Source organism: Pelagerythrobacter sp. (genome assembly GCF_041912895.1).
In the GTDB taxonomy this organism is placed as follows: Bacteria; Pseudomonadota; Alphaproteobacteria; order Sphingomonadales; family Sphingomonadaceae; genus Pelagerythrobacter.
The window spans coordinates 46171-72263 of sequence record NZ_JAYSGI010000002.1 but is presented as its reverse complement, the minus strand read 5'-3'; the positions used below and the strand labels follow the sequence as shown (position 1 = coordinate 72263).

General features: G+C 66.5%; 24 protein-coding genes. 4 read left to right on the top strand and 20 right to left on the bottom strand.

Annotated features, from left to right (window positions below; all coding sequences use genetic code 11):
• Nucleotides 1–10: 10 nt before the first annotated feature.
• On the top strand, nt 11–1222 hold the full coding sequence (gene metK, locus ACE3QC_RS07340) for a methionine adenosyltransferase (protein WP_374406806.1): 1212 nt from the start codon (nt 11–13) through the stop codon (nt 1220–1222).
• A 7-nt stretch (nt 1223–1229) separates the two neighbouring features.
• Here the strand turns inward: metK and ACE3QC_RS07335 are convergent, their stop codons facing one another.
• From ACE3QC_RS07335 to ACE3QC_RS07315, 5 genes are read right to left on the bottom strand one after another with little or no spacing between them, the layout of a single operon-like run.
• Nucleotides 1230–1532: a nucleotidyltransferase family protein gene (locus ACE3QC_RS07335; RefSeq protein WP_374406804.1), complete on the bottom strand. Its 303-nt coding sequence runs from the start codon at nt 1530–1532 to the stop codon at nt 1230–1232.
• Nucleotides 1519–1908, bottom strand: a complete 390-nt coding sequence (locus ACE3QC_RS07330; protein ID WP_374406802.1) for an HI0074 family nucleotidyltransferase substrate-binding subunit — start codon at nt 1906–1908, stop codon at nt 1519–1521. The genes ACE3QC_RS07335 and ACE3QC_RS07330 overlap by 14 nt, the downstream gene beginning before the upstream one ends.
• Nucleotides 1909–1949: 41 nt before the next feature.
• Entirely contained in the window at nt 1950–2585 is a 636-nt protein-coding gene (locus ACE3QC_RS07325; protein ID WP_374406800.1) for a CoA transferase subunit B, read from the bottom strand.
• Nucleotide 2586: 1 nt separating this feature from the next.
• The gene (locus ACE3QC_RS07320; RefSeq protein WP_374406798.1) at nt 2587–3435 is read right to left on the bottom strand and encodes a hypothetical protein; all 849 of its coding nucleotides are present in this window, start codon (nt 3433–3435) and stop codon (nt 2587–2589) included.
• Entirely contained in the window at nt 3432–4139 is a 708-nt protein-coding gene (locus ACE3QC_RS07315) for a CoA transferase subunit A (RefSeq protein ID WP_374406796.1), read from the bottom strand. The genes ACE3QC_RS07320 and ACE3QC_RS07315 overlap by 4 nt, the downstream gene beginning before the upstream one ends.
• A gap of 412 nt (nt 4140–4551) precedes the next feature.
• On the opposite strand from ACE3QC_RS07315, the gene ACE3QC_RS07310 reads away from it, so the two are divergent.
• The gene (locus tag ACE3QC_RS07310) at nt 4552–6858 is read left to right on the top strand and encodes a CDC48 family AAA ATPase (RefSeq protein ID WP_374406794.1); all 2307 of its coding nucleotides are present in this window, start codon (nt 4552–4554) and stop codon (nt 6856–6858) included.
• A 27-nt stretch (nt 6859–6885) separates the two neighbouring features.
• Here the strand turns inward: ACE3QC_RS07310 and ACE3QC_RS07305 are convergent, their stop codons facing one another.
• The 3 genes from ACE3QC_RS07305 to polA form a co-directional block, all read right to left on the bottom strand.
• Complete coding sequence (locus ACE3QC_RS07305; protein ID WP_374406792.1) at nt 6886–7965, bottom strand: mechanosensitive ion channel family protein; 1080 nt, start codon at nt 7963–7965, stop codon at nt 6886–6888.
• 80 nt (nt 7966–8045) lie between these two features.
• Nucleotides 8046–9311 carry a sensor histidine kinase gene (locus ACE3QC_RS07300; RefSeq protein WP_374406790.1) on the bottom strand — a complete coding sequence of 422 codons (1266 nt, stop codon included), beginning with the start codon at nt 9309–9311 and terminating at the stop codon, nt 8046–8048.
• Nucleotides 9308–12166 carry a DNA polymerase I gene (gene polA, locus ACE3QC_RS07295; protein WP_374406788.1) on the bottom strand — a complete coding sequence of 953 codons (2859 nt, stop codon included), beginning with the start codon at nt 12164–12166 and terminating at the stop codon, nt 9308–9310. The genes ACE3QC_RS07300 and polA overlap by 4 nt, the downstream gene beginning before the upstream one ends.
• A gap of 206 nt (nt 12167–12372) precedes the next feature.
• Between polA and ACE3QC_RS07290 the strand changes: the two genes are divergently transcribed.
• Nucleotides 12373–12657, top strand: coding sequence for a hypothetical protein (locus tag ACE3QC_RS07290; RefSeq protein ID WP_374406786.1), 285 nt, complete (start codon nt 12373–12375; stop codon nt 12655–12657).
• 108 nt (nt 12658–12765) lie between these two features.
• On the opposite strand, the gene ACE3QC_RS07285 is transcribed toward ACE3QC_RS07290, so the two are convergent.
• Together ACE3QC_RS07285 and ACE3QC_RS07280 are read right to left on the bottom strand one after the other, a co-directional pair.
• The gene (locus ACE3QC_RS07285; RefSeq protein WP_374406784.1) at nt 12766–13809 is read right to left on the bottom strand and encodes a serine hydrolase; all 1044 of its coding nucleotides are present in this window, start codon (nt 13807–13809) and stop codon (nt 12766–12768) included.
• 118 nt (nt 13810–13927) lie between these two features.
• A complete protein-coding gene (locus ACE3QC_RS07280) occupies nt 13928–14335 on the bottom strand; it encodes a host attachment protein (RefSeq protein ID WP_374406782.1) in 408 nt (135 codons plus the stop codon).
• A gap of 198 nt (nt 14336–14533) precedes the next feature.
• Here ACE3QC_RS07280 and ACE3QC_RS07275 point away from each other — a divergent pair, with 198 nt between their 5' ends.
• Nucleotides 14534–16738 (top strand): DUF305 domain-containing protein, encoded by a 2205-nt coding sequence (locus ACE3QC_RS07275; RefSeq protein WP_374406780.1) that lies wholly within the window; start codon nt 14534–14536, stop codon nt 16736–16738.
• Here ACE3QC_RS07275 and ACE3QC_RS07270 read toward each other — a convergent pair.
• The 10 genes from ACE3QC_RS07270 to ACE3QC_RS07225 form a co-directional block, all read right to left on the bottom strand.
• The gene (locus ACE3QC_RS07270; protein WP_374406778.1) at nt 16735–18705 is read right to left on the bottom strand and encodes a protein-L-isoaspartate(D-aspartate) O-methyltransferase; all 1971 of its coding nucleotides are present in this window, start codon (nt 18703–18705) and stop codon (nt 16735–16737) included. The two genes, ACE3QC_RS07275 and ACE3QC_RS07270, sit on opposite strands and share 4 nt — an antisense overlap.
• A gap of 112 nt (nt 18706–18817) precedes the next feature.
• Nucleotides 18818–20467: a chaperonin GroEL gene (groL, locus tag ACE3QC_RS07265; RefSeq protein ID WP_374406776.1), complete on the bottom strand. Its 1650-nt coding sequence runs from the start codon at nt 20465–20467 to the stop codon at nt 18818–18820.
• A 64-nt stretch (nt 20468–20531) separates the two neighbouring features.
• Nucleotides 20532–20819: a co-chaperone GroES gene (gene groES / locus ACE3QC_RS07260; RefSeq protein WP_374406774.1), complete on the bottom strand. Its 288-nt coding sequence runs from the start codon at nt 20817–20819 to the stop codon at nt 20532–20534.
• A gap of 133 nt (nt 20820–20952) precedes the next feature.
• Nucleotides 20953–22359, bottom strand: coding sequence for an MATE family efflux transporter (locus ACE3QC_RS07255; protein WP_374406772.1), 1407 nt, complete (start codon nt 22357–22359; stop codon nt 20953–20955).
• 110 nt (nt 22360–22469) lie between these two features.
• The gene (locus ACE3QC_RS07250; RefSeq protein WP_374406770.1) at nt 22470–23030 is read right to left on the bottom strand and encodes a hypothetical protein; all 561 of its coding nucleotides are present in this window, start codon (nt 23028–23030) and stop codon (nt 22470–22472) included.
• A 165-nt stretch (nt 23031–23195) separates the two neighbouring features.
• Nucleotides 23196–23570, bottom strand: coding sequence for a 50S ribosomal protein L7/L12 (gene rplL / locus ACE3QC_RS07245; RefSeq protein ID WP_374406769.1), 375 nt, complete (start codon nt 23568–23570; stop codon nt 23196–23198).
• A 69-nt stretch (nt 23571–23639) separates the two neighbouring features.
• Complete coding sequence (gene rplJ / locus ACE3QC_RS07240) at nt 23640–24155, bottom strand: 50S ribosomal protein L10 (RefSeq protein WP_374406767.1); 516 nt, start codon at nt 24153–24155, stop codon at nt 23640–23642.
• A gap of 374 nt (nt 24156–24529) precedes the next feature.
• Entirely contained in the window at nt 24530–24808 is a 279-nt protein-coding gene (locus ACE3QC_RS07235; protein ID WP_374406765.1) for a hypothetical protein, read from the bottom strand.
• A 145-nt stretch (nt 24809–24953) separates the two neighbouring features.
• Nucleotides 24954–25202: a helix-turn-helix domain-containing protein gene (locus ACE3QC_RS07230; protein WP_374406764.1), complete on the bottom strand. Its 249-nt coding sequence runs from the start codon at nt 25200–25202 to the stop codon at nt 24954–24956.
• Nucleotides 25202–25750 carry a DUF2975 domain-containing protein gene (locus ACE3QC_RS07225; protein WP_374406762.1) on the bottom strand — a complete coding sequence of 183 codons (549 nt, stop codon included), beginning with the start codon at nt 25748–25750 and terminating at the stop codon, nt 25202–25204. Before ACE3QC_RS07225 ends, ACE3QC_RS07230 begins: the two co-directional genes overlap by 1 nt.
• Nucleotides 25751–26093 lie beyond the last annotated feature (343 nt).

The window sequence follows — 26093 nt, the reverse complement described above, 5'->3', positions numbered from 1 at the left end:
AATATCAAGCATGCGCAGCACTTACCTCTTCACCTCCGAAAGCGTTTCCGAAGGCCATCCCGACAAGGTTTCGGACCAGATTTCGGACGCGATCGTCGACCTGTTCCTGTCGAAGGATCCCGAGGCGCGCGTTGCTTGCGAAACGTTGACGACGACGCAGCGCGTGGTGCTGGCGGGCGAAATCCGCGGCAAGGGCATCATGGACGCGGGCGGCGACTGGGCGCCGGGCGTCGAGGACGAGATCGAGCGCGTCGTCCGTGGGGTGGTGAAGGACATCGGCTACGCGCAGCAAGGCTTCCACTGGGAAACGCTGACCTTCGAGAACCACCTCCACGGCCAGAGCGCGCATATCGCGCAAGGCGTCGATGCTAGCGGCAACAAGGACGAGGGCGCGGGCGATCAGGGCATCATGTTTGGCTTCGCCTGCGACGAGACGCCCGACCTGATGCCTGCGGCGATCGACTACAGCCACAAGATCCTCCAGCAGATGGCGCACGACCGCAAGGCCGGCACCGCGCCGTTCCTCGAACCCGACGCCAAGAGCCAGGTCACGCTGCGTTATCGCGAGGGCAAGCCGGTCGCGGCGACCGCGGTGGTCGTCTCCACCCAGCATGCGCCGGGCTATGACGAAGGTGACAAGGAAGCCGAGCTCAAGGCTTACGTGAAGCGCGTCGTCGCGGGCGTGCTGCCCGACGGTTTCCTGTCGGACGAGACGAAGTGGCACATCAACCCCACCGGCACGTTCGAGATCGGCGGGCCCGACGGCGACGCGGGCCTGACCGGCCGCAAGATCATCGTCGACACCTATGGCGGCGCGGCGCCGCACGGCGGCGGCGCGTTCAGCGGCAAGGACCCGACCAAGGTCGACCGCTCGGCCGCCTACATCAGCCGCTATCTCGCCAAGAACATCGTCGCGGCGGGCCTCGCGAAACGCTGCACGATCCAGCTCGCCTATGCGATCGGCGTCTCCGAGCCGCTGTCGCTCTATGTCGACACGCACGGCACCGGCACCATCGCCGACGACCGCATCGAGGACGCGATCCGCGGCATCCCCAAGCTGGGCGGGCTGACCCCGCGCGGCATCCGCACGCACCTGGGCCTCAACAAGCCGATCTACCGCCAGAGCGCCGCCTACGGCCACTTCGGCCGCGCCGCCGAAGGCGACGCCTTCCCGTGGGAACGCACCGACCTCACGACCGATCTCAAGGCTGCGTTGGGGTGATTTCGTCTCAGACTTCTTCAGCGAAAAGTGGAACCGCATAACGTCTGATTTGTTCGCGGAGCGCTTCCGACGTGACCTTGTCCCATGGCACGACATCGACGAAAATCGGCAGGTCGCTCTCTTCGAACGCATCCATGAGATCGTACAGCTCTCGCTGCGCGATCGGAGGATATACGACCAGGTCGAGGTCCGACGAAGGCCGTGCCCGACCGGTCGCCCGCGAACCGAAAACTTTCACCTCGCCGATTCGTCCGGCCATGCTGCGGATGATTTGCTCGACTGTTGCGCGCTCGCGATCAGTGAGCGTCACGGCTGGCGATATCGGCATCATTAAGTGCTCCTGCCAGATCCTGGAATAAAGGCAGATAGTCGCTGGCTATTGTCGCCAACGCACCGGCCGCGCGATCCGGGCGATATTCGTGCGAAAGCGTATGGCGAACGTTGGCTGCATCGAGCCATGCTTGGGCATTCGCGACGAGGTCGATCTTGTGAGCCGTTCGTATCGCGCCTGTCGGCGAGTTGATGCCATCCGTGAAGCCGCGCGTGACGAGATAGTCGCGCATCGTTTTCCACCCCAGCTCCCAAGCGATCTCGAACAGTTGGATCATGCCGGCCTGTTGGACGATATCCATGTTCCCCTGCCGATACATACGGCAGGCTATCTCCAGATTGGCGATCGATTGCACGAAATCGGGCTCTCGCAGCTTCCAGCGAGGTGTTTCCCCACTCATGACACGTACTTCGCCGTCGTCTTCTCCGCCACTTCCTCGGCGCTCACGCCCGGCGCCAGTTCGATCAGCTTGAACGGGCTGTCGTGGTCGGGGCGCTGGAACACGGCGAGGTCGGTCACGATCATGTCGACCACGTTGGTGCCCGTCAGCGGCAAGGTGCATTCGGGGATGAACTTGGGGCTGCCGTCCTTCGCGGTGTGCTCCATCACCACGATGATCTTCTTTACCCCGGCGACGAGGTCCATCGCGCCGCCCATACCCTTGATCATCTTGCCGGGGATCATCCAGTTGGCGATGTCGCCGTTGGCCGCCACTTCCATCGCGCCCAGCACCGTCAGGTCGATGTGCCCGCCGCGGATCATCGCGAAGCTCGCCGCGCTGTCGAAATAGGCGCTGTGCGGCAGCTCGCTGATCGTCTGCTTGCCCGCGTTGATGAGGTCGGCGTCCTCCTCCCCCTCGTAAGGGAAGGGGCCTATGCCGAGCATGCCGTTCTCGCTCTGCAGGGTGACATGCATTCCCTCGGGGATGTGGTTGGCCACCAGCGTCGGGATACCGATGCCGAGGTTGACGTAATATCCGTCTTCCAGTTCCTGCGCCGCGCGCGCGGCCATCTGGTTGCGGTCCCAGGGCATGTCAGTCTTCCTTGGTGTCTTGAAGTGTGGAAACGAGGAACCAGCGGTCGCCGACCAGCGGCTCCAGATCCGCGGCGGCGGACGGGTCTTTGAGATAGCCGAACAGCTCGTCGAAGTCCGGCCGTTCGTCGCCCGCGATCGCGACCACGCAATGCGTCTGCGACAGTTCCTTGCGGCGCAACTGCTTGCGGTCGGTGGCGCGGCGCATGAGCAACAGCGCGTCGCGCGCTTCGGGATCGAGCCCGGTCTCGCGCAAGCGAGTGCGCAGCGCGCCCGCCTGACCGGCCGAGGCGTTGCTGATCCAGTTGACCTCCACGCCCTGCAGCCGCAGCGCGGCGAGGCCGCGGGCGAGCACGGGGTCGGCGGCCAGAGCGGCGATGTCGAGCGTCGCGCCGCGCGGATCGAGATCGATCACCACTGCCGGGGGCAGAATCGCGCATTCGGTGGTCGTAGGGGTGAGCGAGCCGGGCGCGGTGAGGATCGCCGAGCTGCGGGGCGCGGCGATCGGATCGCGCGCCGCCTGCGCCGTGGCGTGGGCGAGGAATGCGTCGTAGTCGCCGGCCCGGCCAGACGCGACGGCAAGCGTTGCGGCCTGCGCTTCGGCCGCGAGCGAACCGGGGGCCGGGCTCGCGGGTGCGGATTGCGGGGTATTCCCGAGGGTCGGTGACGGAGCGGCAGGCGCTTCGGAGCGTGGCGTCGCAAGGCTCGCGTCGCTGCGCTCCTCGTCTGTATCGCCGCGCGTCGCGATCGCTCCGCCCGCGACGAGCGGGATCGCCGCCGCCACGCAGCCGCCGAGCGACAACGCGAGCGCCGATACCGCGAGCGCGGCGCGGAGCCGCGATGCGCTCATGCCGCGGCGCGCTCCCGCACGGTGCGGAACTCGATCTTCTTGTCGTAGGGCGCGCCAACGATCATGCGTTGTACGTAGACGCCGGGCAGGTGGATGCAGTCCGGGTCGAGGCTGCCCGCGGGCACCACTTCCTCGACCTCGACCACGCAGGCCTTGCCGCACGTGGCGGCGGGCAGATTGAAGTTACGCGCGGTCTTGCGGAACACCAGATTGCCAGTCTCGTCCGCTTTCCAGGCCTTCACGATCGCGAGGTCGGCGAAGATGCCGCGTTCGAGGATGTAGTCCTCTCCGTCAAAAGTCTTGACCTCCTTGCCCTCGGCCACCTGCGTGCCGACCCCCGTCTTGGTGTAGAAGCCGGGAATGCCCGCGCCGCCCGCGCGCATGCGTTCGGCCAGCGTGCCCTGGGGGCAGAATTCGACCTCGAGTTCGCCGGACAGGAACTGGCGTTCGAACTCCTTGTTCTCGCCGACGTAGGACGAGATCATCTTCTTCACCTGCCGCGTGCGCAGCAGCTTGCCGATGCCTTCGTTGTCGATCCCGGCGTTGTTGCTGCAGAAGGTGAGGCCCTTCACGGCGCTGTCGCGGATCGCGTCGAGCAGGCGCTCGGGAATACCGCACAGGCCGAAGCCCCCTGCAGCGATCAGCATGTCGTCTTTCAGCAGTCCGTCGAGGGCTGCGGCGGCATCGGGGTAGAGCTTGTTCATCGGGCCTCCGTAACAGCCCGGCTGTTAGGCATCGTGCAGCCTGCTGTCACCCCCGCAGCGCAACCGTATGCGCAAATCCATGTTGCACTGCAGCAAAGCCGGTGGCGAGCCCGTTGCCGAGCCTTGCCACAAAAATGAAACAAAACAGCGCGATTTCGCTCTGGTTGCGAATTATGCAACAAAGAATGCGCTTTTCGCACTTGCACAATGACCTGCTGCGCTGCAAACAGGACGGGCCTTTACAGGCATCCTCTCCCAAGACTTTCCAGGCCCGGTCCTCGTGACCGGGCCTTTTTTCTTGTCTCGCGCAACCGGCAAAGCGGCACCGTTGCGGCATTCGTTCATTTGACTCGCAGCCAACGCTCCTTAGCTAGGGGCGAAGCCCGAACCATTGGACTGGAGAACATTACGGATGGCCGAAGTCGACGCGGCGGTAGAGGAAAAGGCGGTCCGGCTCCAGGTCGCCGCGGCACGGCAGGAAGAAAGCGGGCGCGGCATCGCGCGTTTGCCGCGTTCGGCCTTCCAGGCGCTCGGGATCACCGAGGGCGATGTGGTCGAGATCGAGGGTAAGCGGACCACCACCGCGATCGCGATGTCGGCCTACGACGAGGATCAGACGCTCGACGTCGTTCGGCTCGATGGACTTCAACGCAACAATGCCGAGTGCGGATCGGGCGAGCACGTCCGCATCGCCTCCGCCGAATCCCGCGCCGCTACGCGTGTGGTTTTTGCGCCCGCCAGCCGCGAGATGCGGCTCCAGGGACCGACGCAGGCGCTCAAACGCAATTTCTTCCGCAAGCCCCTGCTGGCGGGCGATCTGGTGGCGACCACCGGCCAGCAGCCGGTGCAGAACATGCCCCCGCAGGTCCAGCGCATGTTCAACGCGCCCGCCTATGCGCTGACGCAAATTCGCCTGACCGTCGTTTCGACCGCTCCCAAGGGAATCGTCCATATCGACGAGAACACCGAGGTCGAGCTGCGCGCCGAATTCGAGGAAGCGCCCACGGGTCGCGCGGTGGTGAACTACGACGATGTCGGCGGCATGGAAGACACGATCCAGCAGCTGCGCGAGATGGTCGAGCTGCCGCTGCGCTATCCCGAGCTGTTCACCCGCCTAGGCGTCGATCCGCCCAAGGGTGTGCTGCTCCACGGCCCGCCGGGCACCGGCAAGACCCGGCTGGCGCAGGCCGTGGCGAACGAGAGCGACGCGCAGTTCTTCACCATCAACGGGCCGGAGATCATGGGCTCGGGCTATGGCGAGAGCGAGAAGCGCCTGCGCGAAGTGTTTGAGGAAGCGACCAAGTCCTCGCCCGCGATCGTGTTCATCGACGAAATCGATTCGATCGCGCCCAAGCGCGCGCAGGTCCACGGCGAGGCGGAAAAGCGGCTTGTTGCGCAGCTGCTGACGCTGATGGACGGGCTCGAAGCGCGCTCGAACCTCGTCGTCATCGCCGCCACCAACCGGCCCGACGCGATCGACGAGGCGCTGCGCCGCCCCGGCCGGTTCGACCGCGAGATCGTGATCGGCGTGCCCGACGAGAAGGGCCGGCGCGAAATCCTCGCGATCCATACGCGCGGCATGCCGCTCGGCGACCGGGTGGACCTCGACGAGCTGTCGCGCGTGACCCACGGTTTCGTCGGCGCGGATATTGCCGCGCTCGCGCGCGAGGCGGCGATCGACGCGGTGCGTCGGATCATGCCGCGGCTCGACCTCGACGCGCGCACGATCCCGCCCGAGGTGCTCGACGATCTTTCGGTGACCCGCGAGGATTTCCTCTCGGCCTTGAAGCGCGTGCAGCCGAGCGCGATGCGCGAAGTCATGGTGCAGGTGCCCAATGTCGCGTGGAGCGATATCGGCGGGGTCGACGATGCGATCGACATGCTGAAGGAAGGCATCGAGCTGCCGCTCAAGAATCCCGACGCCTTCGGCCGTCTCGGCATCCGCCCGGCCAAGGGCTTCCTGCTCTATGGGCCTCCCGGAACCGGCAAGACGCTGCTGGCCAAGGCGGTGGCGAAGGAAGCGGAGGCGAACTTCATCTCGATGAAGAGTTCGGACCTGCTGTCCAAATGGTACGGCGAAAGCGAGCAGCAGATCGCGCGCATGTTCCAGCGTGCCCGCGCGGTCGCGCCGTGCGTGATCTTCATCGACGAGATCGACAGCCTCGTGCCCGCGCGCGGCAGCGGGCAGGGCGAGCCGCAGGTGACGGGGCGCGTGGTCAACACGATCCTCGCCGAAATGGACGGGCTCGAGGAACTGCAGTCGGTCGTCGTGATCGGCGCCACCAATAGGCCCACGCTGGTCGATCCGGCGCTGCTGCGGCCGGGCAGGTTCGACGAACTGGTCTATGTCGGCACGCCCGACGAAGCCGGGCGTGCGCGCATCCTCGGCATCCACACCCAGGGCATGCCGCTTGCGGCGGATGTCGATCTCGGGTCGATCGCGGCGCAGACCGACCGCTTCACCGGGGCCGATCTGGAGGACGTCGTGCGCCGCGCCGGGCTCAATGCCCTGCGGCGCGTCGGCCGGGAAGTGGACGCGGTGGCCACAGTCGATTTCGAGGAGGCGCTGAAGGATTCGCGTGCCACGGTCACCTCGCAGATGGAGGAAGAATATCGCAAGATGCGCGGCGAATTGAAGAAGCGCGCCGCAGAGGCGATGCCGATCGGCTTCATCAGCGAAGGGATGGTCGAACCGACGCGCGAGCGAAAGCACGGCTGACCCGGCGCGGCGCCGGGGACTGGTGCGTTATTCGCCCTGAACGCCGGCGTTCGCGTCCTCCACCCCCAGCCGGTGGCGGATCAGCGCGTCGGGCATTTCGGTGCGCAGCCATTCGATCATGTGCTCGCGCACCGCGCAGCGCAGCGTCCACAGGTCGGGAATCGTCGCTGCGCTGACCGCGATTCGCAGCTCGATGCTTTCCGGGTAAGCCTCGGTCATCAGCAGTTCGCCCGTGCGCCCGTCCCATTCGGCGCGGGTCGGAAGATAGCTCTCGAACTCGGCACGGATCGGCGCGACTGCGGCGGCGGGGTCGAGATGGAGGAACACCGCGCCGGTCAGCTGCTCGCTTTCGCGCGACCAGTTTTCGAAGCTCTTTTCGAGGAACGAGCTGGTCGGCACCACGATCGCCCGCTCGTCCCACGTGCGCACGATCACGAAGCTCATGCGGATTTCCTCGACCCGGCCCGAAAACCCCTCGATCACCACCAGGTCGCCGATTCGCAGCGGCTCGGTCAGTGCCATCTGCATTCCCGCGATCAGAGACTTGAGTGCGGGCTGCGCCGCTGCGCCCACTGCAAGCGCGGCGAGGCCGGCCGACGCCATCAGCGTCACCCCCACGTCGCGCACGCCGGGGATCGCCAGCAGCATCATCGCCACCGTCAGCATCACGATCAGGAAGCCTGCGGTGCGTGAGAGGATCGCGACCCGCGTGCGGCGGCTGCGCGCGGCGATCGGATCGGACGACAGCTCGCTGCGCATCTGCATCGCCGCGGCGAAGGCGCGCACCAGCGACAGCGCGACCCAGCCGACCAGCGCGGGCACCAGCAGCGGGGCGATCCATTCCCACACCGCGCGAATGTTGGGGTTGGTCTGCGCCACCGCCGCGATGGCGATCGCGACGACCGACCAGCGGATCGGCCGGGCGAGCCGGTCGAACACCAGCTCGTCGACGTCGGAGTGCGAGCGGCGCGCCAGCCGGCCCAGCAGGCCGAACACGATCTTGTGGATCACGAAGGCGATGACGACGGCAATCGCGATGGCGACCGCCGCGACCACGACCTCGTCCCAGGCGATCGACCAGTTGCGCGGATCGAAGCGTTCGAACATGCCGCGCGGATTATGGGTTCAGCGCGGCGCTTGCAAGCGGCAGACGCTAGCGCGTCATGCAGGGGGCAAGCGGCAGACCCTCAGGCGGCGTGCGGGATGGTGATCGTCACTTCGACGCCTTCTTCGCCGAACCGCCGGTCGATCTCGCCGCGTAGTTGCCGCGCGGCGCTGGTCATCAACAGGCTGCCGAAGCCCTTGCGCTCGGGCTCCCGGCCTTCGGATTCGCAATGTTCGCGCCATTCGATGACGAGCGAGCCGTCCGCCAGTCGCCAGCGCACTTCGAGCAGGCATCCCCGGCTCCACGCGCCGTATTTGACGGCATTGGTGGTGAGTTCGTGCAGCACGAGGCCGAGCGGCGTGACCTGCTTGGCCGGCAGCTCGATCTCGGGTCCGTCGATCTGGGCCGGGAGCTTGTCCGAGCGATAAGGGGCGAGCGTGGTCTCGACCAAAGCGCGCAGCGAGGCGACCGGGCGTTCCAGCGTCCCCTGGGTCACCTCGTGCGCGGTCAGGAGTGCGTGGATACGTTCGGAAATCCGCTCGATTACCGGCTTCGCCTCGGGTGTGTCCTTCGCGCTCATGCGCACGATCGCAAGGATGACGGCGAACAGGTTCTTGACCCGGTGGTTCAGCTCGCGCGCGAGCAGGTCCGCCCGGTCGCGCGCTTCGCCGAGCGCTTTCGCCTGCGACGCTTCGGCCTCCGCCCGCGCGGCGCGGGTGACGAGGCGATAGCCGAGCGCGAGCGCGACCAGCAGCACCAGCACGATTCCGCCGAGCAGCGGCAGCACGCGCCCTTCCGCGCGCGCGGTCTCGCTCGCCGCGCGCAGCAGGATGCGGTTCTCGATCTCCTCCATGTCGCGCGTCGCGCGGCGCAGCCGGGCCATGACCTCGGCGCCTTCGTTGTCGAGGACCCGTCGCCGCGCTTCGAGCACTTCGCGCCGCTCGATCAGTTGGATCGTCTCCTGCATCTCGGCGAACTTCGAGTCGGCGAGAGTCTCGATCTCGTCGAGCAATTCCTGCTGGCGCGCGGTCGCGTCCGGCTCGACGCGCGCGCGCAGCCGCGCCATCGCCGGCGGGTACTGTTCGCGGCCGACCAGATACGGGTCGAGATAGCGGCGATCAAGCGTCAGGAGATAGCCGCGCTGGCCGGTCTCGCCGTTGAGCGTGGCCCGGGTGATGTTGCGCAGTTCGAGCAGGATTTCGCTGGTCTCGCGCATCTGCGCGCGTTCGCTGCGCTCGGCCTCGATCGTCTGGAAGACGAAGAAGATGCCCAGAAACAGCGCGAGCGCGATCAGCCCCAGCACTGCCAGGTTTCCGAGATGCGCGCGGCGCAAACGCGGGCGGATCAATGCGCGGCGCCCCAGCTGTGGCCCGAACCGATCTCGATCCCGAGCGGCACGTCGAGCGCGACCGAGGGCAGCGCGGCTTCGGCCATCACCCGCTCGATCACCGGCGCGGCCGCGGCCACGTCGCCCGCGGGCAGTTCGAACACCAGTTCGTCGTGCACCTGCAGCAGCATCCGCACGTGCCCGAGACCGGCATCGTCCAGTGCGGGCATCATGCGCACCATCGCGCGTTTGATAATGTCGGCGCTGGTGCCCTGGATCGGCGCGTTGATCGCCGCGCGCTCGCTGCCCTGGCGCTCCGCCTGGTTCTTCGATCCGATCCGGGGAAACCACGTCTTGCGGCCGAACAGCGTCTGCGAATAGCCGCGCTCGCGCACGGTTTCGAGCGTCTCCATTATGTAGCGCTGGATGCCGGGGAAGCGCTTGAAATAGGTGTCGATCATCGCCTGCGCCTCGTCCGCCTCGACCTTGAGCCGGCCGGCGAGGCCCCAGCGGCTGATGCCGTAGAGGATCGCGAAGTTGATCGTCTTGGCCTGCGCGCGGGTGTCGCGGGTGACTTCGCCGAACATCTCGGCCGCGGTGCGCGCGTGGATATCCTCGCCGTTCGCGAAGGCTTCCTTCAGCTCGGGAACGTCGGCCATGTGCGCGGCGAGGCGCAATTCGATCTGCGAATAGTCGGCGGCGAGCAGCACGTTGCCGTCCTCCGCCACGAACGCGTCGCGGATCTGGCGGCCGATCTCGGTGCGGATCGGGATGTTCTGCAGGTTGGGGTCGGTCGAGCTCAACCGCCCGGTCTGCGCGCCGACGAGGCTGTAGCTGGTATGGACGCGTTCCGTATCGGGATTGATCGCGGCCTGCAGCGCGTCGGTATAGGTGCTTTTGAGCTTGGTGAGCTGGCGCCATTCGAGCACCTTGTCGGCGATCTCCGCACCTTGCGCGGACAGCTTTTCCAGCATCGCCTGATCGGTCGAATACTGCCCGCTCTTGCCCTTGCGCCCGCCCTTGTAGCCCATCTGCTCGAACAGCACATCGCCCAGCTGCTTGGGGCTGCCGATGGTGAATTCGGTCCCGGCGATGGTGTGGATTTCGCCTTCGAGCCGGCCGGTCTCGGCGGCGAATTCGTCCGACAGCTTGCCCAGCCGCGCTTTGTCGACGCGGATGCCGTGGCGCTCCATCCGTGCGACCACCGGGATCAGCGGGCGGTCGACCCGCTCGTAGATGCGCGTGCCGCCTTCCACCGCGAGCCGGGGCTTGAGCTGGCTGTGCAGCCGCCAGGTCACGTCGGCATCCTCGGCGGCATATTCGGTCGCGCGGTCGAGCGGCACCTCGCCGAAGGGGATCGCCTTCTTGCCGCTGCCGCACACGTCCTTGAAGGTCAGCGTGGTGTGGCCGAGATGGCGCTCGGACAGCTCGTCCATTCCGTGCCCCCCCCCGATCCCGTCGAGGCTGCGGCCCGCATCGAGCGCGAACGAGACGATCATCGTGTCGTCGACCGGCCCCATCGCGATTCCGTGGCGCGCGAGGACGTTGAGGTCGTATTTGATGTTCTGCCCGATCTTCGTCACCGCGTCGCTTTCCAGCAGCGGCTTGAGCAGCGTCAGCGCGGTTTCGCGCGCGACCTGTTCCGGCTTTTCGGCGAACATGTCGCTGCCGCCGTGGGCGAGCGGGATGTAGCACGCGTCGTTCGGCCCGAGCGCGAGGCTGACCCCGGCGAGATCGGCGCGCATCGCGTCGAGCGCGCTGGTCTCGGTGTCGATCGCCACCAGCCCGGCGGCGAAGGCGCGCTCGATCCAGTGTTTGAGCCGCTCGGTGCTCTGCACGCACTCGTAGGAGCTGCGATCGACCTTCGGCAGTTCGGGCAGCGCCTGCCGGTTTCCCTCAGGTGACGGCGCGGCGGCCTTGTTGACCGGCTTGGCGGGGTTGAGCTCGGTCGGGCGGCCCGGGCTGCCGCTGCCGGCGTCGAGCCGCCGCAGCAGGCTGGTAAACCCGTGCTTTTCGAGAAATGCGGCGAGCGGTTCGGGCGCGATGGATCGGAGCGCGAAATCCTCCAGCGCCATCGGCAGGTCGCAGTCTTCCTTGAGCTGGACGAGGACGCGGCTGAGCTCGGCCATTTCGCGCCCCTCGATCAGCCGTTCCTGCAGCTTCGACTTCTTCATGTCCGGCGCGGCGTCGAGCGCGGCGGCGAGGCTGCCGTGCTCGACGATCAGCTTGGAGGCGGTCTTGGGCCCGACGCCGTATATGCCCGGCACGTTGTCCACCGAATCGCCCATCAGCGCGAGCACGTCGCCGACCAGTTCGGGCGGCACGCCGAACTTCTCGATCACCTCGTCGCGCCCGATGCGCGCGTTCTTCATCGTGTCGAGCATGTCGATGCAGCCGCCCTCGGCCACGCCTTCGTCGGGCTCGGCGCACTGGCTGATCAGCTGCATCAGGTCCTTGTCCGAACTGACGATCGTTACGTCCCATCCCTTGCGCGTCGCGGCGCGGGCATAGCTGGCGATCAGGTCGTCCGCCTCGAGACCCTCCTCTTCGATGCAGGGCAGGCTGAAGGCGCGCGTCGCATCGCGGATGAGCGGGAACTGCGGCACCAGATCCTCGGGCGGATCGGGGCGGTTCGCCTTGTATTCGGCATAGATGTCGTTGCGGAAGCTGGTCGATCCCTTGTCGAGGATCACCGCGAGGTGCGTCGGCCCTTCGGCCTTGTCGAGATCGTCGGCGAGCTTCCACAGCATCGTGGTGTAACCGTAGACCGCGCCGACCGGCGTGCCCTCCGGATCGGTGAGGGGCGGAAGGCGGTGATAGGCCCGAAAGATGTAGCCCGAACCGTCGACCAGATAGAGATGCTGCTTGTCTGCCATCGCACGCGTGGTAGCAGCGCTTTTCGGGCCGGTCAGCCGGTTTCGTGTGCAGCGCGGAATGCGACGAATTGCGGCGCAAAAGTGTCAAATCGCTTGCATCGCCACAAAACGGCCATTATTTGGGGCGGCGAAGTCTGCTGCTTGTGGGCTTCGCGTTCCGGCTCCGGCCGGGATGAAAACCACTCGCTGTTCAAGGAATTCGAATTATGCGTAAGATCATTCTCGCCGCCGCCGCCGGCGCCGCCGCTCTGACCCTCGCCGCCTGCTCGGAAGGCACCCAGGACGCCGCTGGCGAAACCGTCGACAGCGCCGCCGCCGACGCCGAAGCCAATGCCGATGCCATGGGCACCGCCGTTGAAGACGCCGCGACCGACGCCGGCAACGCCGTCGAAGGCGCGACCGAAGAAGCGACCGCCGCTGCCGACGAAGCCGCCGCTGCTGCGGAAGCCGAAGTGCAGGACGAGTCGACCGCCGAAGCGCAGGCCGACTGATCCTCGCTATCATAGCGAAAACGGAAGGGCGGTGCCGCGAGGCGCCGCCCTTTCTGTTTATCCGGCGACGGTCCGGTCCGGTGCGAACGTGTCCTGCAGGTCCGGTTCTCAGGGGCTCGCGGCGACGACTTCGCCCGCGCCGGCATAGCTCGCGTCGGCCCAGGTGCGCCCGTTGGGATAGTCGTAGCCGGCATAGGCCGCGCGTGCGATCTGCGCGATCCGGTCTTCGCGCGCGGGGCGCGTGCCCTGGCCGGTGACATAGATCGCGACCGCGAAGGCGCGCCCGTCCGGCGTGTTGACGATGGCGATGTCGCTCGAGGTGTTGTTGAGCGATCCGGTCTTGTGCGCCACCAGCGCGCCTGCGGGCAGTAATGCGGGAATGCGGCGCTTGCCGGTGCGGCAGCGCTCCATCGCGCCGATGATGACCCGGCGGCTGCTCTCGTTCAGCCAGCGGCCCTGATAGATTCCGGCGAGCAGTTCGGTCATCGCGCGCGGCGTGGCGCTGTCGCGCAAGTCGATCGACCGCGCCGGATCGATCTCGCCGTCGTCTCGCACCAACGTGGCGATGTCGCGGGTGAGCTGGAATTCCTCGATCCCCGCGCGCTGCATCCAGTCGTTCACCGCCTGCGGTCCGCCGACCGCGGCGAGCAACGCGTCGGTCGCGGTATTGCTCGAACGCGTGATCATCAGCTCGATCAGTTCGTGCGCGGGCAAGTGGTTGCCGGGCCGCACCGGCGCCTTGACGCTGGAAAACGGTTTGGAGCGTACCGGAATCAGCAGCGGGAATTCGCTCGACAGAGTCCAGCGGCCCTTTTCGACCCCTTCCAGGAAGGTGGCGGCGATGGCGATCTTGCTGGTGCTGGCCATCGGAAAACGCTGGTCGCCGAGGACCGAGAATTCCTGGCCGGTCGCGAGATCGAGCACCGCCACGCCGATGCGCCCATCGGCCCCGTCCGCGGCGAGCGCGATGCGCTGTTCAAAGCCGCTCTGGTAGACTGCCTCGAACGTCTGCGGCGCGCGCTGTTCGGTGCCGAACGTGCTGTCGAACGCGGCCTCGAAATTCGCAGGCTGCGCGTAAGCCGGTTGCGTTGCAGCGAGGCCGAGCGCAAGCGCCCCCGCCAGTACCCTTGCGATTCGCGATCCCAGTGCCATGGTGGCCGTTGTAACCCTCCCTAGGTTTGCAACGGCTTAACGGTTTCGGATTCGCACGAACAAGGCCGCTGGCGACGAGCGGTTGCTCGTCAGCGGTGAATGCGATGGATTTGCCGTATCAAGCGGCGGCGATTGCACCCGCGATCCGGTCGCTGGTTTCGCCGGTCATCGTCTTGGCGATCTCGCCCACCAGCCGTTTTTCCAGCTCGCTATGATAATGCCGCCGCATTTCGCCCAACGTCTTCGGGTCCGCGATCACCAACACATTATCCACTTCGCCTGCGATCGCCTTCGCATTCAGCCATTCGGCCGCCGCCGCGCCATGCGCCAGTTCGTTGAGATCGGTACGCCCGTGTTGCTGGCCGATCGTATCCTGATGGCGCACGCCAGCGCTGAAATTGGTCGCATCGAGGTCGGGCTTTTCCACCGCCTCGAGCACGGGTTCGAATGCCTGGCCCTTGTTGCGCATGACCACGAAAGTATTTCCGTCGACCAGTGCGACGTACGCCTTGTGCGGCAATTTCATTTGTATCTTCTCCTCGTTGTTTCGTTGCTTTCATCCAACGGAGCAGTGCGCATTTCGTTGCGCGCGCGGGCAACCGATCGTCGCTGCTGGGGCGCGGAGGCCGATGAACCGCCCATATGTCTCGACAGGTGGTGACTTGACTTGGCGCGCAGAACTGGTGCCTTCTCGCGCGGGAAAATTTCAAGGGGACGCACCATCATGACCGCACGCCGTTTCGCTCGCCTGTCGCTCGCCGCCAGCCTGCTCGCCACCGCGACCACGCTCGCCGCGCAGGATGCGCCGATCGTTCAGCCCGGCGCGCCGGGGGAGGCGACCAAGACACTCAGCGCCGCGGACGCGACGAAGCTCGCCGACACCTCGTTCGCGCCGGCGGACGTTACCTTCATGCAGGGCATGATCGTCCATCACCAGCAGGCGGTGGACATGGCAGCGCTGGTGGCGGACCGGACGAACAACGCCGACATCGTCGCGATCGCCGGGCGGATCGACGGCAGCCAGAAGGACGAGATCGGCTTCATGACCGACTGGCTCAACGAACATTCCCAGCCGGTGGCGATGGCCGGAATGGGCCACGCGCATCACGACCACCAGATGAAGGGGATGGCGACGCCCGAGCAGATGGCGCAACTCGCCGATGCGAACGGCACCGCGTTCGACCGTATGTTCCTCGAGCTGATGATCCCCCACCACCTGGGCGCGATCGACATGGTCGAGGAACTGCACGAACAGCCCGGCACCGCCTACGAGCCGGTGCTGTTCGAATTCACCAACGACGTGGTGAGCGACCAGCAGGCCGAGATCGACCGGATGAACGGCGTCCTCGCCGGGCTCTCGACCGATCCGCGGGTGGCGCTCAAGCCGGGCCTGCGCGATGCGGGCGAAGCGATCAGCAACCTGCGCCATGTCGTCGCGCTGGCCAAGCCCGCCGGCTTCTTCGATCCCGCCAACCCCGGCCAGTTCCGCCCGATCAAGGAAAAGGACGAGGCCGAAGGCGCCGGCAAGGACGCCGATGCCGACAAGGCGGACGGCGAAGAGGACAAGCCGCAGTTCGGCGAACGCGGATCGCTGCTGTCGTTCGCCAACACCGATATGGCGTTCTCCGGCGATATGCTGGTGGCGGGCAGCTACCACGGCTTCAACGCCTACCGGCTGGGCGAAGACGGCGTGCCCGCGCTCGTCAGCTCCACCGTCTGCCCGGGCGGGCAGGGCGACGTCTCGATCGTGGGCGACCTCCTCATCATGAGCGTGGAGGACAGCCGCGGGCGGATCGACTGCGGGCTGCAGGGCGTCGACGGGCGCACCAGCCCCGAGCGGTTCCGCGGCATCCGCATCTTCGATATCTCCGATTTCACGCGCCCCCTGCAGGTCGGGCAGGTGCAGACCTGCCGCGGCAGCCACACGCACTCGATCGTCTCGGCCGACGACCGGCGGATCGTGGTCTACAACTCGGGCACGTCCTACGTGCGCGAGGAAGACGAGCTCGAAGGTTGCACCGATGCGCCGGGCGACGACACCGCGCTGTTCTCGATCGACGTGATCGAGATCCCGGTGGCGGATCCCGCGGCCGCGCGCATCGTCGATCGTCCGCGCGTGTTCGCCAAGGACGGGCAGATCGCGGGCCTGTGGCGCGGCGGCGACCACGGCGAGGGGACGCAGGACACCAACGTCACCAACCAGTGTCACGACATCACCGTGTTCCCGGCGAAGAACATCGCCGCCGGCGCCTGTTCGGGCAACGGCATCGTGCTCGACATCTCGAACCCCTTGAAGCCCGAGCGGATCGACGACGTGACCGAGAAGGGCTTCGCCTATTGGCACTCGGCCACCTTCAACAACGACGGCACGAAGGTGCTGTTCACCGACGAATGGGGTGGGGGCGGCCGACCGCGCTGCCAGGCCGGCGATCCGATGAACTGGGGCGCCGACGCGATCTATGCGATCGAAGACGACAAGCTCGAGTTCCGCAGCCTCTACAAGCTGCCCGCGCCGCAGACCGACATGGAAAACTGCGTCGCGCACAACGGCTCGATCATCCCGGTGCCGGGGCGCGATATCTTCGTGCAGGCGTGGTATCAGGGCGGGATCAGCGTGATCGACTTCACCGATGCCGAAAACCCGGTGGAGATCGCCTATTTCGATCGCGGGCCGGTGGACAAGGATCAGCTCGTCACCGGTGGATACTGGTCGGCCTACTGGTACAAGGGGCGCATCTACGCGACCGAGATCACCCGCGGGCTCGACGTCTTCGCGCTGGAGCCGAGCGAGTTCCTGACCGAAGCCGAGATCGCCGCGGCGACCGCCGCGGAATATCCGGGCGGCGTGTTCAACCCGCAGACGCAGACACAGGTGACGTGGCCGCAGGCCGCGCTCGACGCGGTGGAGGCGAGCCGCCGGGGCGGCTAGAGGCCGAAGGGCCAGGTTTCGGGAATGTTGCTGTTCGGTTCGTGCCGCTCCAGCGGCTCGAGCGCGCGGGTTTCGTCGAACCAGACGTAGCCGTCGAACTGCTCGGGCAGCACGACTTCGCTGTAGTGGCTCCAGCGTTCGCTCTCGGGGCGGTAGATCACCCCGATGAACCGTTCGAGCAGCGGCTCGGCCAGCCGCCGGGCGAGCGGGCCGTCGCCGGTCAGGTCGAGCAGGAAGCGCGCCACGCCGCTGTCGTGGCACAGCCGCTCGTAGCTGTCGCGGCGCGAGGGGACGATGCGCTTGACCTCGCGCTCACCGTCCCAGTCGCTCGCCGCCGAGACGGTGCCGCCATGCGTCCCGAACCCGATCAGCGCTACGTCGCGGCCCCACTTCTCGCGCGCCAGTTGGCCGATATCGTGCTCGCCGCGCACCGAGCCCATCTCGGTCGCGCGCGCGTCGCCGATATGGCTGTTGTGCGCCCAGACCACCGCCTTCGCGTGCGGCCCGCGCGCATCGAGCAGGTGTTCGAGCGTTTTGGCCATGTGGCTGTCGCGCAGGTTCCAGCTCTCCGAACCGCCATAGTACATCGCGCGGTAATAGCGTTCCGCCGAAGCGATCAGCCGCGCGTTCATCGCCGCGCCCAAGCCATCGCCGTCTTCCGCCAGCGCGGTTTCGAGCAGGTCGCGACATTGCGCGACCACCGCCGCCTCGCATTCGGCATAGCCGCTACGCAGCGCCGCGCGGCCGTAGGTCGCAGGGTCGGCCTGCCACGGGGTCAGGCAGCCGTAGCGCTCGCGCGCGACCGCCGCGGTGTCGGGATCGTGTTCGTCGAGATAGGCGAGCACCGCTTCGATCGAGCCCGACATGTTGTAGATGTCGAGGCCGTAGAAGCCCGCTTGGTCGCGCTCGTCGCGGTGCGCGTTGATGGCCTTGAGATCGCGCAGCAGGCCGGGAATCACGGTGTTGCGCCACATCCACGTCGGAAAGCGCTGGAACGGCGGCGGCGCGCCGGTGCGCTGCGGTTTGCTGCGGATGTAGCGGTCGTAGGCGGCGGCATCGGGCCAGTCGCCTTCGACCGCGATCACGTTGAACCCGTGCCGCTGCACCAGATGGCGGGTGATCGCGGCCCGCGCGGCATAGAATTCGTACGTGCCGTGGCTGCATTCGCCGAGCATGACCACGCGGCGATCGGCGAAGCGGTCGAAAGCGCTGGCGAAGCCGGGGTCGGCGATCTCGCCCAAGGGGATGGCGGCATCGGCGATCAGTTCGGGCAGCGTCCGGTCGCGCGCGGGCCGGTGGTCGGTGGCCGCCCGGGCGCCGTCTTCGGCCACCGCGCCGGGCAGCAGCGGCACGAACCGCACCGGCGCGATGTCGTGGCTGTCCCACGCATCCTCGGCTGTACGGACCACGCAACGTAGCTGCTGCACCGCTTCGTCGCCGATCGGGATGACCATGCGCCCGCCGACCGCGAGTTGGTGCCGGAGCGCATCGGGCACTTCGAGCCCGCGCGCGGCGACGAGGATCGCGTCGAACGGCGCTTCGCCCGGCAGCCCGTCCATGCCATCGCCCGCGATCACCGTACAGTTGCCGTAGCCGAGCGCTTCGATCCGCTCGCGCGCCTGCTGGGCGAGGATCGCGTGGCGTTCGATGGCGAAGACCTGACCGGCCAGGCGCGACAGCACGGCGGCGGCGTAACCCGATCCCGCGCCGACCTCGAGCACGCGATCCCCCGCTTCGATCCCGACCGCTTCGATCATGCAGGCGACGATGTACGGCTGGCTGATCGTCTGCCCCTCGCCGATCGGCAGCGGGCCGTCGTCGTAGGCGAACTCGGCGAGGTCGGCGGGCACGAAGCGTTCGCGCGGCACTTCGCCGAAGGCGGCGAGGATGCGCGGATCGGCGATCCCGCGGTGACGGATCTGGCGCGTGACCATCGCGCGGCGCTGACTGTCGTGATCTGCCGGCATCGCCTCTCCTGCCTCGCCCGCACCGTTTACCCGACAAGCGCCTGTATGAAAAGCAAAAGGCCCGGCGGATCGCTCCGCCGGGCCTCTCGTGTATCGATCCGGTTGGCCGAGCTTAGAAGCCCATGCCGCCCATTCCACCCATACCGCCCATGTCGGGCATCGCGGGGGCGGACGACTTGTCTTCCGGCTTCTCGACCACCGCGGCTTCGGTGGTGATCAGCAGACCGGCGACCGAGGCTGCGTTCTGCAGCGCGGTGCGAACGACCTTGGTCGGGTCGATCACGCCGGCGGCGACGAGGTTCTCGTACGTATCGGTCGCGGCGTTGAAGCCGAGCGATTCGTCGTTGCCGTCGTTCAGCTTGCCCGCGACGACGGCGCCGTCGTGGCCCGCGTTCTGAGCGATCTGACGGACCGGAGCCTGCAGGCCGCGGCGCACGATGTCGATCCCGCGCGTCTGGTCCTCGTTCTCGCCGGTCAGGCCGTCGAGCGCCTTGGCGGCATAGAGGAGGGCAGTGCCGCCGCCGGGAACGATGCCTTCTTCCACCGCGGCGCGGGTCGCGTGCAGCGCGTCGTCGACGCGGTCCTTGCGCTCCTTCACCTCGACTTCGGTGGCACCGCCGACCTTGATCACGGCAACGCCGCCGGCGAGCTTGGCGAGACGCTCCTGCAGCTTCTCGCGGTCGTAGTCGCTGGAGGTGTTGTCGATCTGCGTGCGGATTTCGCCGACGCGGGCCTTGATGTCGGCCTCGTCGCCCGCACCATCGACGATGGTGGTGTTGTCCTTGTCGATGGTGACCTTCTTGGCTTCACCGAGCATGCCGAGCGTGACGTTCTCGAGCTTGATGCCGAGATCTTCGGAAATCATCTCGCCCTTGGTCAGGATCGCGATGTCCTGCAGCATCGCCTTGCGGCGATCGCCGAAGCCGGGCGCCTTGACGGCCGCGACCTTCAGGCCGCCGCGCAGCTTGTTGACCACCAGGGTCGCCAGCGCTTCGCCTTCGATGTCTTCCGCGATGATCAGCAGCGGACGGCCCGACTGAACCGCGGCTTCGAGCACCGGCAGCATCGCCTGCAGGTTCGACAGCTTTTTCTCGTGGATCAGGATGTACGGGTTTTCCAGCTCGACCGTCATCTTTTCCGGGTTGGTGATGAAGTACGGCGAGAGGTAGCCGCGATCGAACTGCATGCCTTCGACGGTCTCAAGCTCGAATTCGAGGCCCTTGCTCTCGTCGACGGTGATCACGCCTTCCTTGCCGACCTTCTCCATCGCCTCGGCGATCTTCTCGCCGACTTCGCGGTCGCCGTTGGCCGAGATCACGCCGACCTGGGCGATCTCGCTGGAGCCCGACACGTCCTTCGAACGGCTCTTGAGGTCTTCGACGACCTTTTCGACCGCGAGGTCGATGCCGCGCTTCAGGTCCATCGGGTTCATGCCGGCGGCGACCGACTTCATGCCCTCGGTCACGATCGACTGGGCGAGCACGGTGGCGGTGGTGGTGCCGTCACCCGCGGCGTCGTTCGACTTCGAAGCGACTTCCTTGAGCATCTGCGCGCCCATGTTCTCGAACTTGTCCTTGAGTTCGATTTCCTTGGCGACGGTAACGCCGTCCTTGGTGATGCGCGGGGCGCCGAAGCTCTTGTCGATCACGACGTTGCGGCCCTTGGGGCCGAGCGTCACCTTCACCGCGTTGGCGAGGGTGTCGACACCGCGGAGGATGCCTTCGCGCGCGTCGCGCGAGAATTTCACGTCCTTGGCAGCCATTGGTGTTTCTCCTGGAATTCTGTGGGTTAGTTGAAGAAATGCGTTCGTGACAGGATCAGGCGGATCAGCCGATGATCCCCATGATGTCGCTTTCCTTCATGATCAGCAGGTCTTCGCCGTCGAGCTTGACCTCGGTGCCCGACCACTTGCCGAACAACACGCGGTCGCCCGCCTTCACGTCGAGCGGGGTGACCTTGCCGTCTTCCGCCTTCGCGCCCGAACCGACGGAGACGATCTCGCCCTCGCTCGGCTTTTCCTTGGCGCTGTCGGGGATGATGATGCCCCCGGCGGTCTTTTCTTCGGCTTCGATGCGACGGACCAGTACGCGGTCGTGCAGCGGACGAAATGCCATGGTGTGACCTTTCTGTAATCGAATGATGAAACTGCGGTCTGGCACTCCCGCGCGGAGAGTGCCAGCGGCGGGCATTTGGGAATGTCGGACGGGCGAGTCAAGCAGGCGTCGCGCAAAAATCCGCTCGCTGCGATCAGCCGTGCAGCAGGGCGACCTGAGAGAAAGAGGGCGTGAGGCCGAGCGCGTCGCGCCGCCGCCAGCGCCACACCAGCAGCGCGGCGGCGAACGTCAGGCCGGTGGCGAGCCCGATCCATACGCCGAGGCCGCCCAGCGGCGTCTTGAAACCGAGCACCAGCGACGTACCGATCCCCGGCACCCAGTAGGCGAACACCGCGATCCACATCGGCACGCGCGTGTCCTGCAGGCCGCGCAGCGATCCGGCGGCGACCGCCTGCATCCCGTCGAACAGCTGGAACGCTGCGGCGATCACCAGATAGCGCAGCGCGAAGCCGACCAGCACCGCGTTTTCCGGCGCCCATGGGTCGAGATAGATCGCCAGCAGCAGTTCGGGCGCGAGGATTATCGCCAGCGCCGTCAGCATCATGAAGCCGGTGCCCATCGCGATCGCCGTCCAGCCTGCGCGGCCCACGCCTTCGCGGTCGCGCGCGCCGTAGAAATAGCCGACGCGGATGGTCGCCGCCTGACCGATCCCGAACGGCACCTGAAAGGCCAGCGAGGCGATCTGCAGCGCCACCGTGTGCGCAGCGAGCTGCGCGGTGCCGATCGCGCCCATCAGGAACGCGGCGGCGCCGAAGATGCCCGCCTCGGCCGTAATCGTCAGCGCGATCGGCGTGCCGATGCGCGCGATCTGCGCCATTCGCCGCCAGTCGGGCCGCCAGAAGAACCCGAACACGCGGTAGCGGTGCAACCGCGGATCGAGCCGGATCGCGACGATATAGGCGGTCATCGTGACGAGCGTGGTCAGGATCGTCGCCACCGCCGCGCCGCGCAGGCCCAGTTCGGGCGCGCCGAGATTGCCGAACACGAAGGCATAGTTGCCCAGCGCGTTCACCAGAATTCCGCCGCCCGTGATCGCGGTGGCGAACACCGGGCGGCCCAGCGCGGACACGAAATTGCGCAGCACGTTGGCGATCAGCATCGGCACCAGCGACCACACGATCACCGTGTTGTACTGGTTGGCGAGCGCGATGACCTCGCCGTCCTGCCCGGTCAGGCGCATCACCGGATCGAGCAGCATGCACAGGCCCATGCCGCCGATCCCGGCGATCACCGCCAGCCACAGCCCCATGCGCGTGGCGCGGCGCACCGGTCGCAGCGCGGGCGCGCGCGCGCCGATCTCCGCCGCGATCAGCGGCGCGACCGCACCGGTGAGGCCGGACAGCGCCCACAGCACTACGCCGAACACCGCGACCACGATCGCCGAGGCGGCCAGCGGCGCTTCGCCCAGCCGCGCGATGAAGATCACGTCGATCGCGTAGGTCAGCATCTGCAGCAGATTCGCGAGCGCGAGCGGCCACGCGAGCCGGTAAGTCGCGGCGATCTCGGTGCGCCAGGGCGAAGAGGGGCGGGGGTCGGACATAAAGCCGGCCCGGATAGGCGCGCCGCGCCGGGGCGGGAAGCGGGATCGCAGGCGCAGCCGAATTTCGCCGGCAGGAGCGTCCGCCAGGACACACCGACCCTTGCATGCCCTCAGTGCTCGGGCGCTGCGCTCACTGAAGCACGGAAGCAGAGCGCGGCGGCCAGCCACAGCGCGGTGAACACGGCGGCGAAGGCCAGCGCGCTCGTCGGGCCATCGGGCGTCTGCGCGGTTGCCGGCGCGGTCGCGACCGCGATACCCAGCAACGCCTGCATCGCCGCGACGCCGAGCATGGCGCGCGCCATGCCCGCGGGCCGGAACCGCGCGGCGAAGGCGCTCGTGCCCGCCGCCATGACGATCATGAAATAAGCCATGCCGGTGCCGTCGTCGCGCACGATCGTCGTCCACACGGTGAGGAAGCAGGCGAGCAGCACGAGAGCGACGCCCGCGCGGTAGGCGCGGCTGTGGTTCAGCCGCTCGGCGAATTCGTAGAGCAGGATCGTCCCGCCGATCGCCGCGCCGGCAAATACGAAGCTGGCGGCGGTCCAGTGCCATTCGTCGCTGACCTGCATCATCGCCAGCGGAACGAGCAGCAGCACGCAAGCCGCGCTCCAGCGCCCGATCCGCCAGTAGTTTAAGGGCCGCCTTACCGTCCCCGCGCCGAATTCCGCCATTCGATCGCCTCCATCGTGAATTGGACGATCTTCTATCTCAGGGATCGCGGTGAGCGGCATGAGCACGGGATGAGGAAACGCTGAAGAATGCAGTTGCAGGGCGGGCAAACGAAAAGGGCGGCGCCTTGCGGCACCGCCCTTCGTGTTTCTCGAACGAGAAGAAGCTTACTTGAGCTCGACGGTGCCGCCGGCAGCTTCGATCTTGCCCTTGACCTCTTCGGCCTCGGCCTTGTTCACGCCTTCCTTGAGCGGCTTGGGCGCGCCTTCGACCAGTGCCTTGGCTTCGGTCAGGCCCAGGCCGGTGATGGCGCGGACTTCCTTGATGACCTGGATCTTCTTGCCACCGTCGCCGGTGAGGATGACGTCGAATTCGTCCTTCTCTTCGGCTGCGGGGGCATCGCCGCCCGCGGCGGGGCCGGCAACGGCGACGGCAGCGGCGGCGCTAACGCCCCACTCTTCTTCCAGCGCCTTGGCGAGTTCGGCCGCCTCGAGGACGGTCAGCTTCGAAAGTTCTTCAACCAGCTTGGCTACGTCGGCCATGATGTATCACTCCTAAAAAACAGGCTGGGGCAGGTGCCCCGGAAAAATCGCGTATCTTGCGAAAACCGCTTACGCCGCGTCCTTGGCGCCATAGGCACCGAACACGCGGGCGAGCTTTGCGGCGGGCGCGTTGACGACCTGGGCGATCTTGGTCGCCGGGGCGTTGACGAGGCCCACCAGCTTGCCGCGAAGCTCGTCGAGCGAAGGCAGCGAGGCAAGCGCCCGCACCCCTGCTTCGTCAAGCATCTGCCCGCCCATCGATCCGCCGACGATTTCGAGTTTCTCGTTCGTCTTGGCGAATTCCACCGCGGCCTTGGCGGCCGCCACCGGGTCTTGCGACCAGGCGAGCGCGGTCGGGCCGGCGAGGTATTCCTCGAGGCCTTCGTACGCGGTGTCTTTCAGGGCGAGCGTAGCAAGGCGGTTCTTCGCAACCTTGTAGGACGCACCGGCTTCGCGCATCTTCGAACGCAGATCGGTGGACTGCGCCACCGACAGGCCGAGGTTGCGGGTGACAACCACCACGCCGACCTCGTTGAAGACCGCATTGAGCTGGGCGACCGCATCGGCTTTCTGCGAACGATCCATGCCATACTCCTTCATATGGCCGCACGCGCTGGCGCGCCCGCGACCGGCTCACAATCGCTCCGCACCGCTGACCGGTACGGGGCAGTCCGTTCGACGAAGGGAAGGAGGTGCGCCGTGGCGCGGGCAGGGGCGGACCCCTGCGAAATCTCTGTCCCCGTCTAGGCTGGAAATTAAGACCGGCATATTCCGGTCACCAACTGTCTCGGACGGATGACCGGCGCAGCGCGAGGCCCCGGCGGTCGAGGCGCGCATCTAGCGGCGCGGCGCGCCAAGTCAAGCGCGAAGATCGGGCAAGGAAGCCCGAAACGAAAGAGGCCCGCCGGGTGGGCGGGCCTCCTGCCGGAAGAACCGGCGTCGTGCGTTGGCCGAGCCGATTACATCGGTTCGGTGGTTTCCTCGGCCATCGGATCGGCCGGCTCGGCGGTCATGTCGTCCGCGGGCATCGTGTCGTCGGCCATCGGATCGGTCATGGTGTCGTCGGCCATGGGATCGGCCATCGGGTCGGCGGCCGGATCGGTCATGGTGTCGTTGGCCATCGTGTCCGCGGCGGTGTCGGCCGACATCGTGTCGTCGGTCGTATCGGTCGCGGTGTCGCCGCAAGCGCCGAGCGCGAGGGCAAGCGGGAGGGCGGCAGTGAGTGCGAGCTTCTTCATGAGGTAATTCCTTTCTCTACCCGCCATATAATTGCCACAATCCGCATTGGTTCCCAATCGAAAAATCGCTACCGGCGAATATTTTTCCGTTCAGATATCAAGGCTCTGCGATGAACGTTCAGCACCTGCGCGGCGCGCGACACCGTTACTGCTCGAACTGGTTGGCGGTGTATTCGAGCAGGTCGCCCGGCTGGCATTCCAGTTCGCGACAGATCGCCTGGAGCGTGGAGAAGCGGATCGCGCGCGCCTTCCCGGTCTTGAGGATGGAAAGGTTGGCCAGCGTCAGGCCGACGCGCTCGGCCAGCTCGGTCAGCGTCATGCGACGTTCGTGGAGCAGATCGTCGAGCCTGACCACAATGGCGGTTCCTTCGCTGTCGTTGCTTTCGGGGGGCATTATACGGTCCCCTCGAGATCGTCGCGCATGGCGGCGCCGTGGCGGAACACGCGGGCGAGGATAAACAGGATGATCACCATTAGCATGCCGTCAAGATCATAAAAACTGACGTCGATGCTGGCTCTGCCGTTTGCGGCATCGTCCACGAGGTTCACAAGATAGAGGCGGAGTCCTCCGACCAGCACGGTCAAAACCTGCACACCGAGAAGCAGCCACGCCATCGCGTTGAGACGCCGTGCGTTTTCGGGGATGAAAGGGTCGCCCTCGCCGACGCTCTTAATAAGAGCGCGCATTTTGCCGAAGAAGTAGAACAGCGCAGCAAGGATCATTGCCAGCATGAGAGCTATGCTGAAAACCGAGAGGGGCGACGCCTCTATGATCGGAAGGTCGTTTAAATCAAGGAACTCGGGAAGCATATCTTGGCTGGCCAGCGGGACAATCGGGATGAGCAAGAGAGCAACACCTCCTGCCAGGGCGCACACCCCCTGAAGGATTAAAGCAAACGCCTTGCCGAAGCGGAGTAGGGCATCGTTAGGTCTATCAGTCATGAGAAAATTCCCGAGTTTTAGGACAGTGCAGGGTTGGTAAGCGCGTTTGGGTTCATGTGAATTCGGCGATAAGGATCGGGGAGGCGGGAACCTTAGCCGTAACCGTCGGCATACCGACGGTCGTCCCGATGGATGCGACGGCGAGGATGATGAAGCCGAAAGCGGCGCTGAAGAGACGAGACATATCGATCTCCTTGATTGTCGATATCGAAAATCAATAAGAGCGATTCGGAATATCGTCAATCAATAATATCGAAAAACGATAATCGGTCGTTTTCGTGTCGCAATCCGACCGGTCTTCTCCGGACGTGTGCATCTTGCCCGCGTTGACATCGCCGGGGGC

Bases quoted from the DNA above. Each gene is read 5' to 3' on its own strand.
- metK (WP_374406806.1), top strand. From the start codon at position 11: ATGCGCAGCACTTACCTCTTCACCTCCGAAAGCGTTTCCGAAGGCCAT.
- ACE3QC_RS07325 (WP_374406800.1), bottom strand. From the start codon at position 2,585: ATGCCCTGGGACCGCAACCAGATGGCCGCGCGCGCGGCGCAGGAACTG.
- ACE3QC_RS07320 (WP_374406798.1), bottom strand. From the start codon at position 3,435: ATGAGCGCATCGCGGCTCCGCGCCGCGCTCGCGGTATCGGCGCTCGCG.
- ACE3QC_RS07315 (WP_374406796.1), bottom strand. From the start codon at position 4,139: ATGAACAAGCTCTACCCCGATGCCGCCGCAGCCCTCGACGGACTGCTG.
- ACE3QC_RS07310 (WP_374406794.1), top strand. From the start codon at position 4,552: ATGGCCGAAGTCGACGCGGCGGTAGAGGAAAAGGCGGTCCGGCTCCAG.
- ACE3QC_RS07305 (WP_374406792.1), bottom strand. From the start codon at position 7,965: ATGTTCGAACGCTTCGATCCGCGCAACTGGTCGATCGCCTGGGACGAG.
- polA (WP_374406788.1), bottom strand. From the start codon at position 12,166: ATGGCAGACAAGCAGCATCTCTATCTGGTCGACGGTTCGGGCTACATC.
- ACE3QC_RS07290 (WP_374406786.1), top strand. From the start codon at position 12,373: ATGCGTAAGATCATTCTCGCCGCCGCCGCCGGCGCCGCCGCTCTGACC.
- ACE3QC_RS07285 (WP_374406784.1), bottom strand. From the start codon at position 13,809: ATGGCACTGGGATCGCGAATCGCAAGGGTACTGGCGGGGGCGCTTGCG.
- ACE3QC_RS07280 (WP_374406782.1), bottom strand. From the start codon at position 14,335: ATGAAATTGCCGCACAAGGCGTACGTCGCACTGGTCGACGGAAATACT.
- ACE3QC_RS07275 (WP_374406780.1), top strand. From the start codon at position 14,534: ATGACCGCACGCCGTTTCGCTCGCCTGTCGCTCGCCGCCAGCCTGCTC.
- ACE3QC_RS07270 (WP_374406778.1), bottom strand. From the start codon at position 18,705: ATGCCGGCAGATCACGACAGTCAGCGCCGCGCGATGGTCACGCGCCAG.
- groL (WP_374406776.1), bottom strand. From the start codon at position 20,467: ATGGCTGCCAAGGACGTGAAATTCTCGCGCGACGCGCGCGAAGGCATC.
- groES (WP_374406774.1), bottom strand. From the start codon at position 20,819: ATGGCATTTCGTCCGCTGCACGACCGCGTACTGGTCCGTCGCATCGAA.
- ACE3QC_RS07255 (WP_374406772.1), bottom strand. From the start codon at position 22,359: ATGTCCGACCCCCGCCCCTCTTCGCCCTGGCGCACCGAGATCGCCGCG.
- ACE3QC_RS07250 (WP_374406770.1), bottom strand. From the start codon at position 23,030: ATGGCGGAATTCGGCGCGGGGACGGTAAGGCGGCCCTTAAACTACTGG.
- rplL (WP_374406769.1), bottom strand. From the start codon at position 23,570: ATGGCCGACGTAGCCAAGCTGGTTGAAGAACTTTCGAAGCTGACCGTC.
- rplJ (WP_374406767.1), bottom strand. From the start codon at position 24,155: ATGGATCGTTCGCAGAAAGCCGATGCGGTCGCCCAGCTCAATGCGGTC.
- ACE3QC_RS07235 (WP_374406765.1), bottom strand. From the start codon at position 24,808: ATGAAGAAGCTCGCACTCACTGCCGCCCTCCCGCTTGCCCTCGCGCTC.
- ACE3QC_RS07230 (WP_374406764.1), bottom strand. From the start codon at position 25,202: ATGCCCCCCGAAAGCAACGACAGCGAAGGAACCGCCATTGTGGTCAGG.
- ACE3QC_RS07225 (WP_374406762.1), bottom strand. From the start codon at position 25,750: ATGACTGATAGACCTAACGATGCCCTACTCCGCTTCGGCAAGGCGTTT.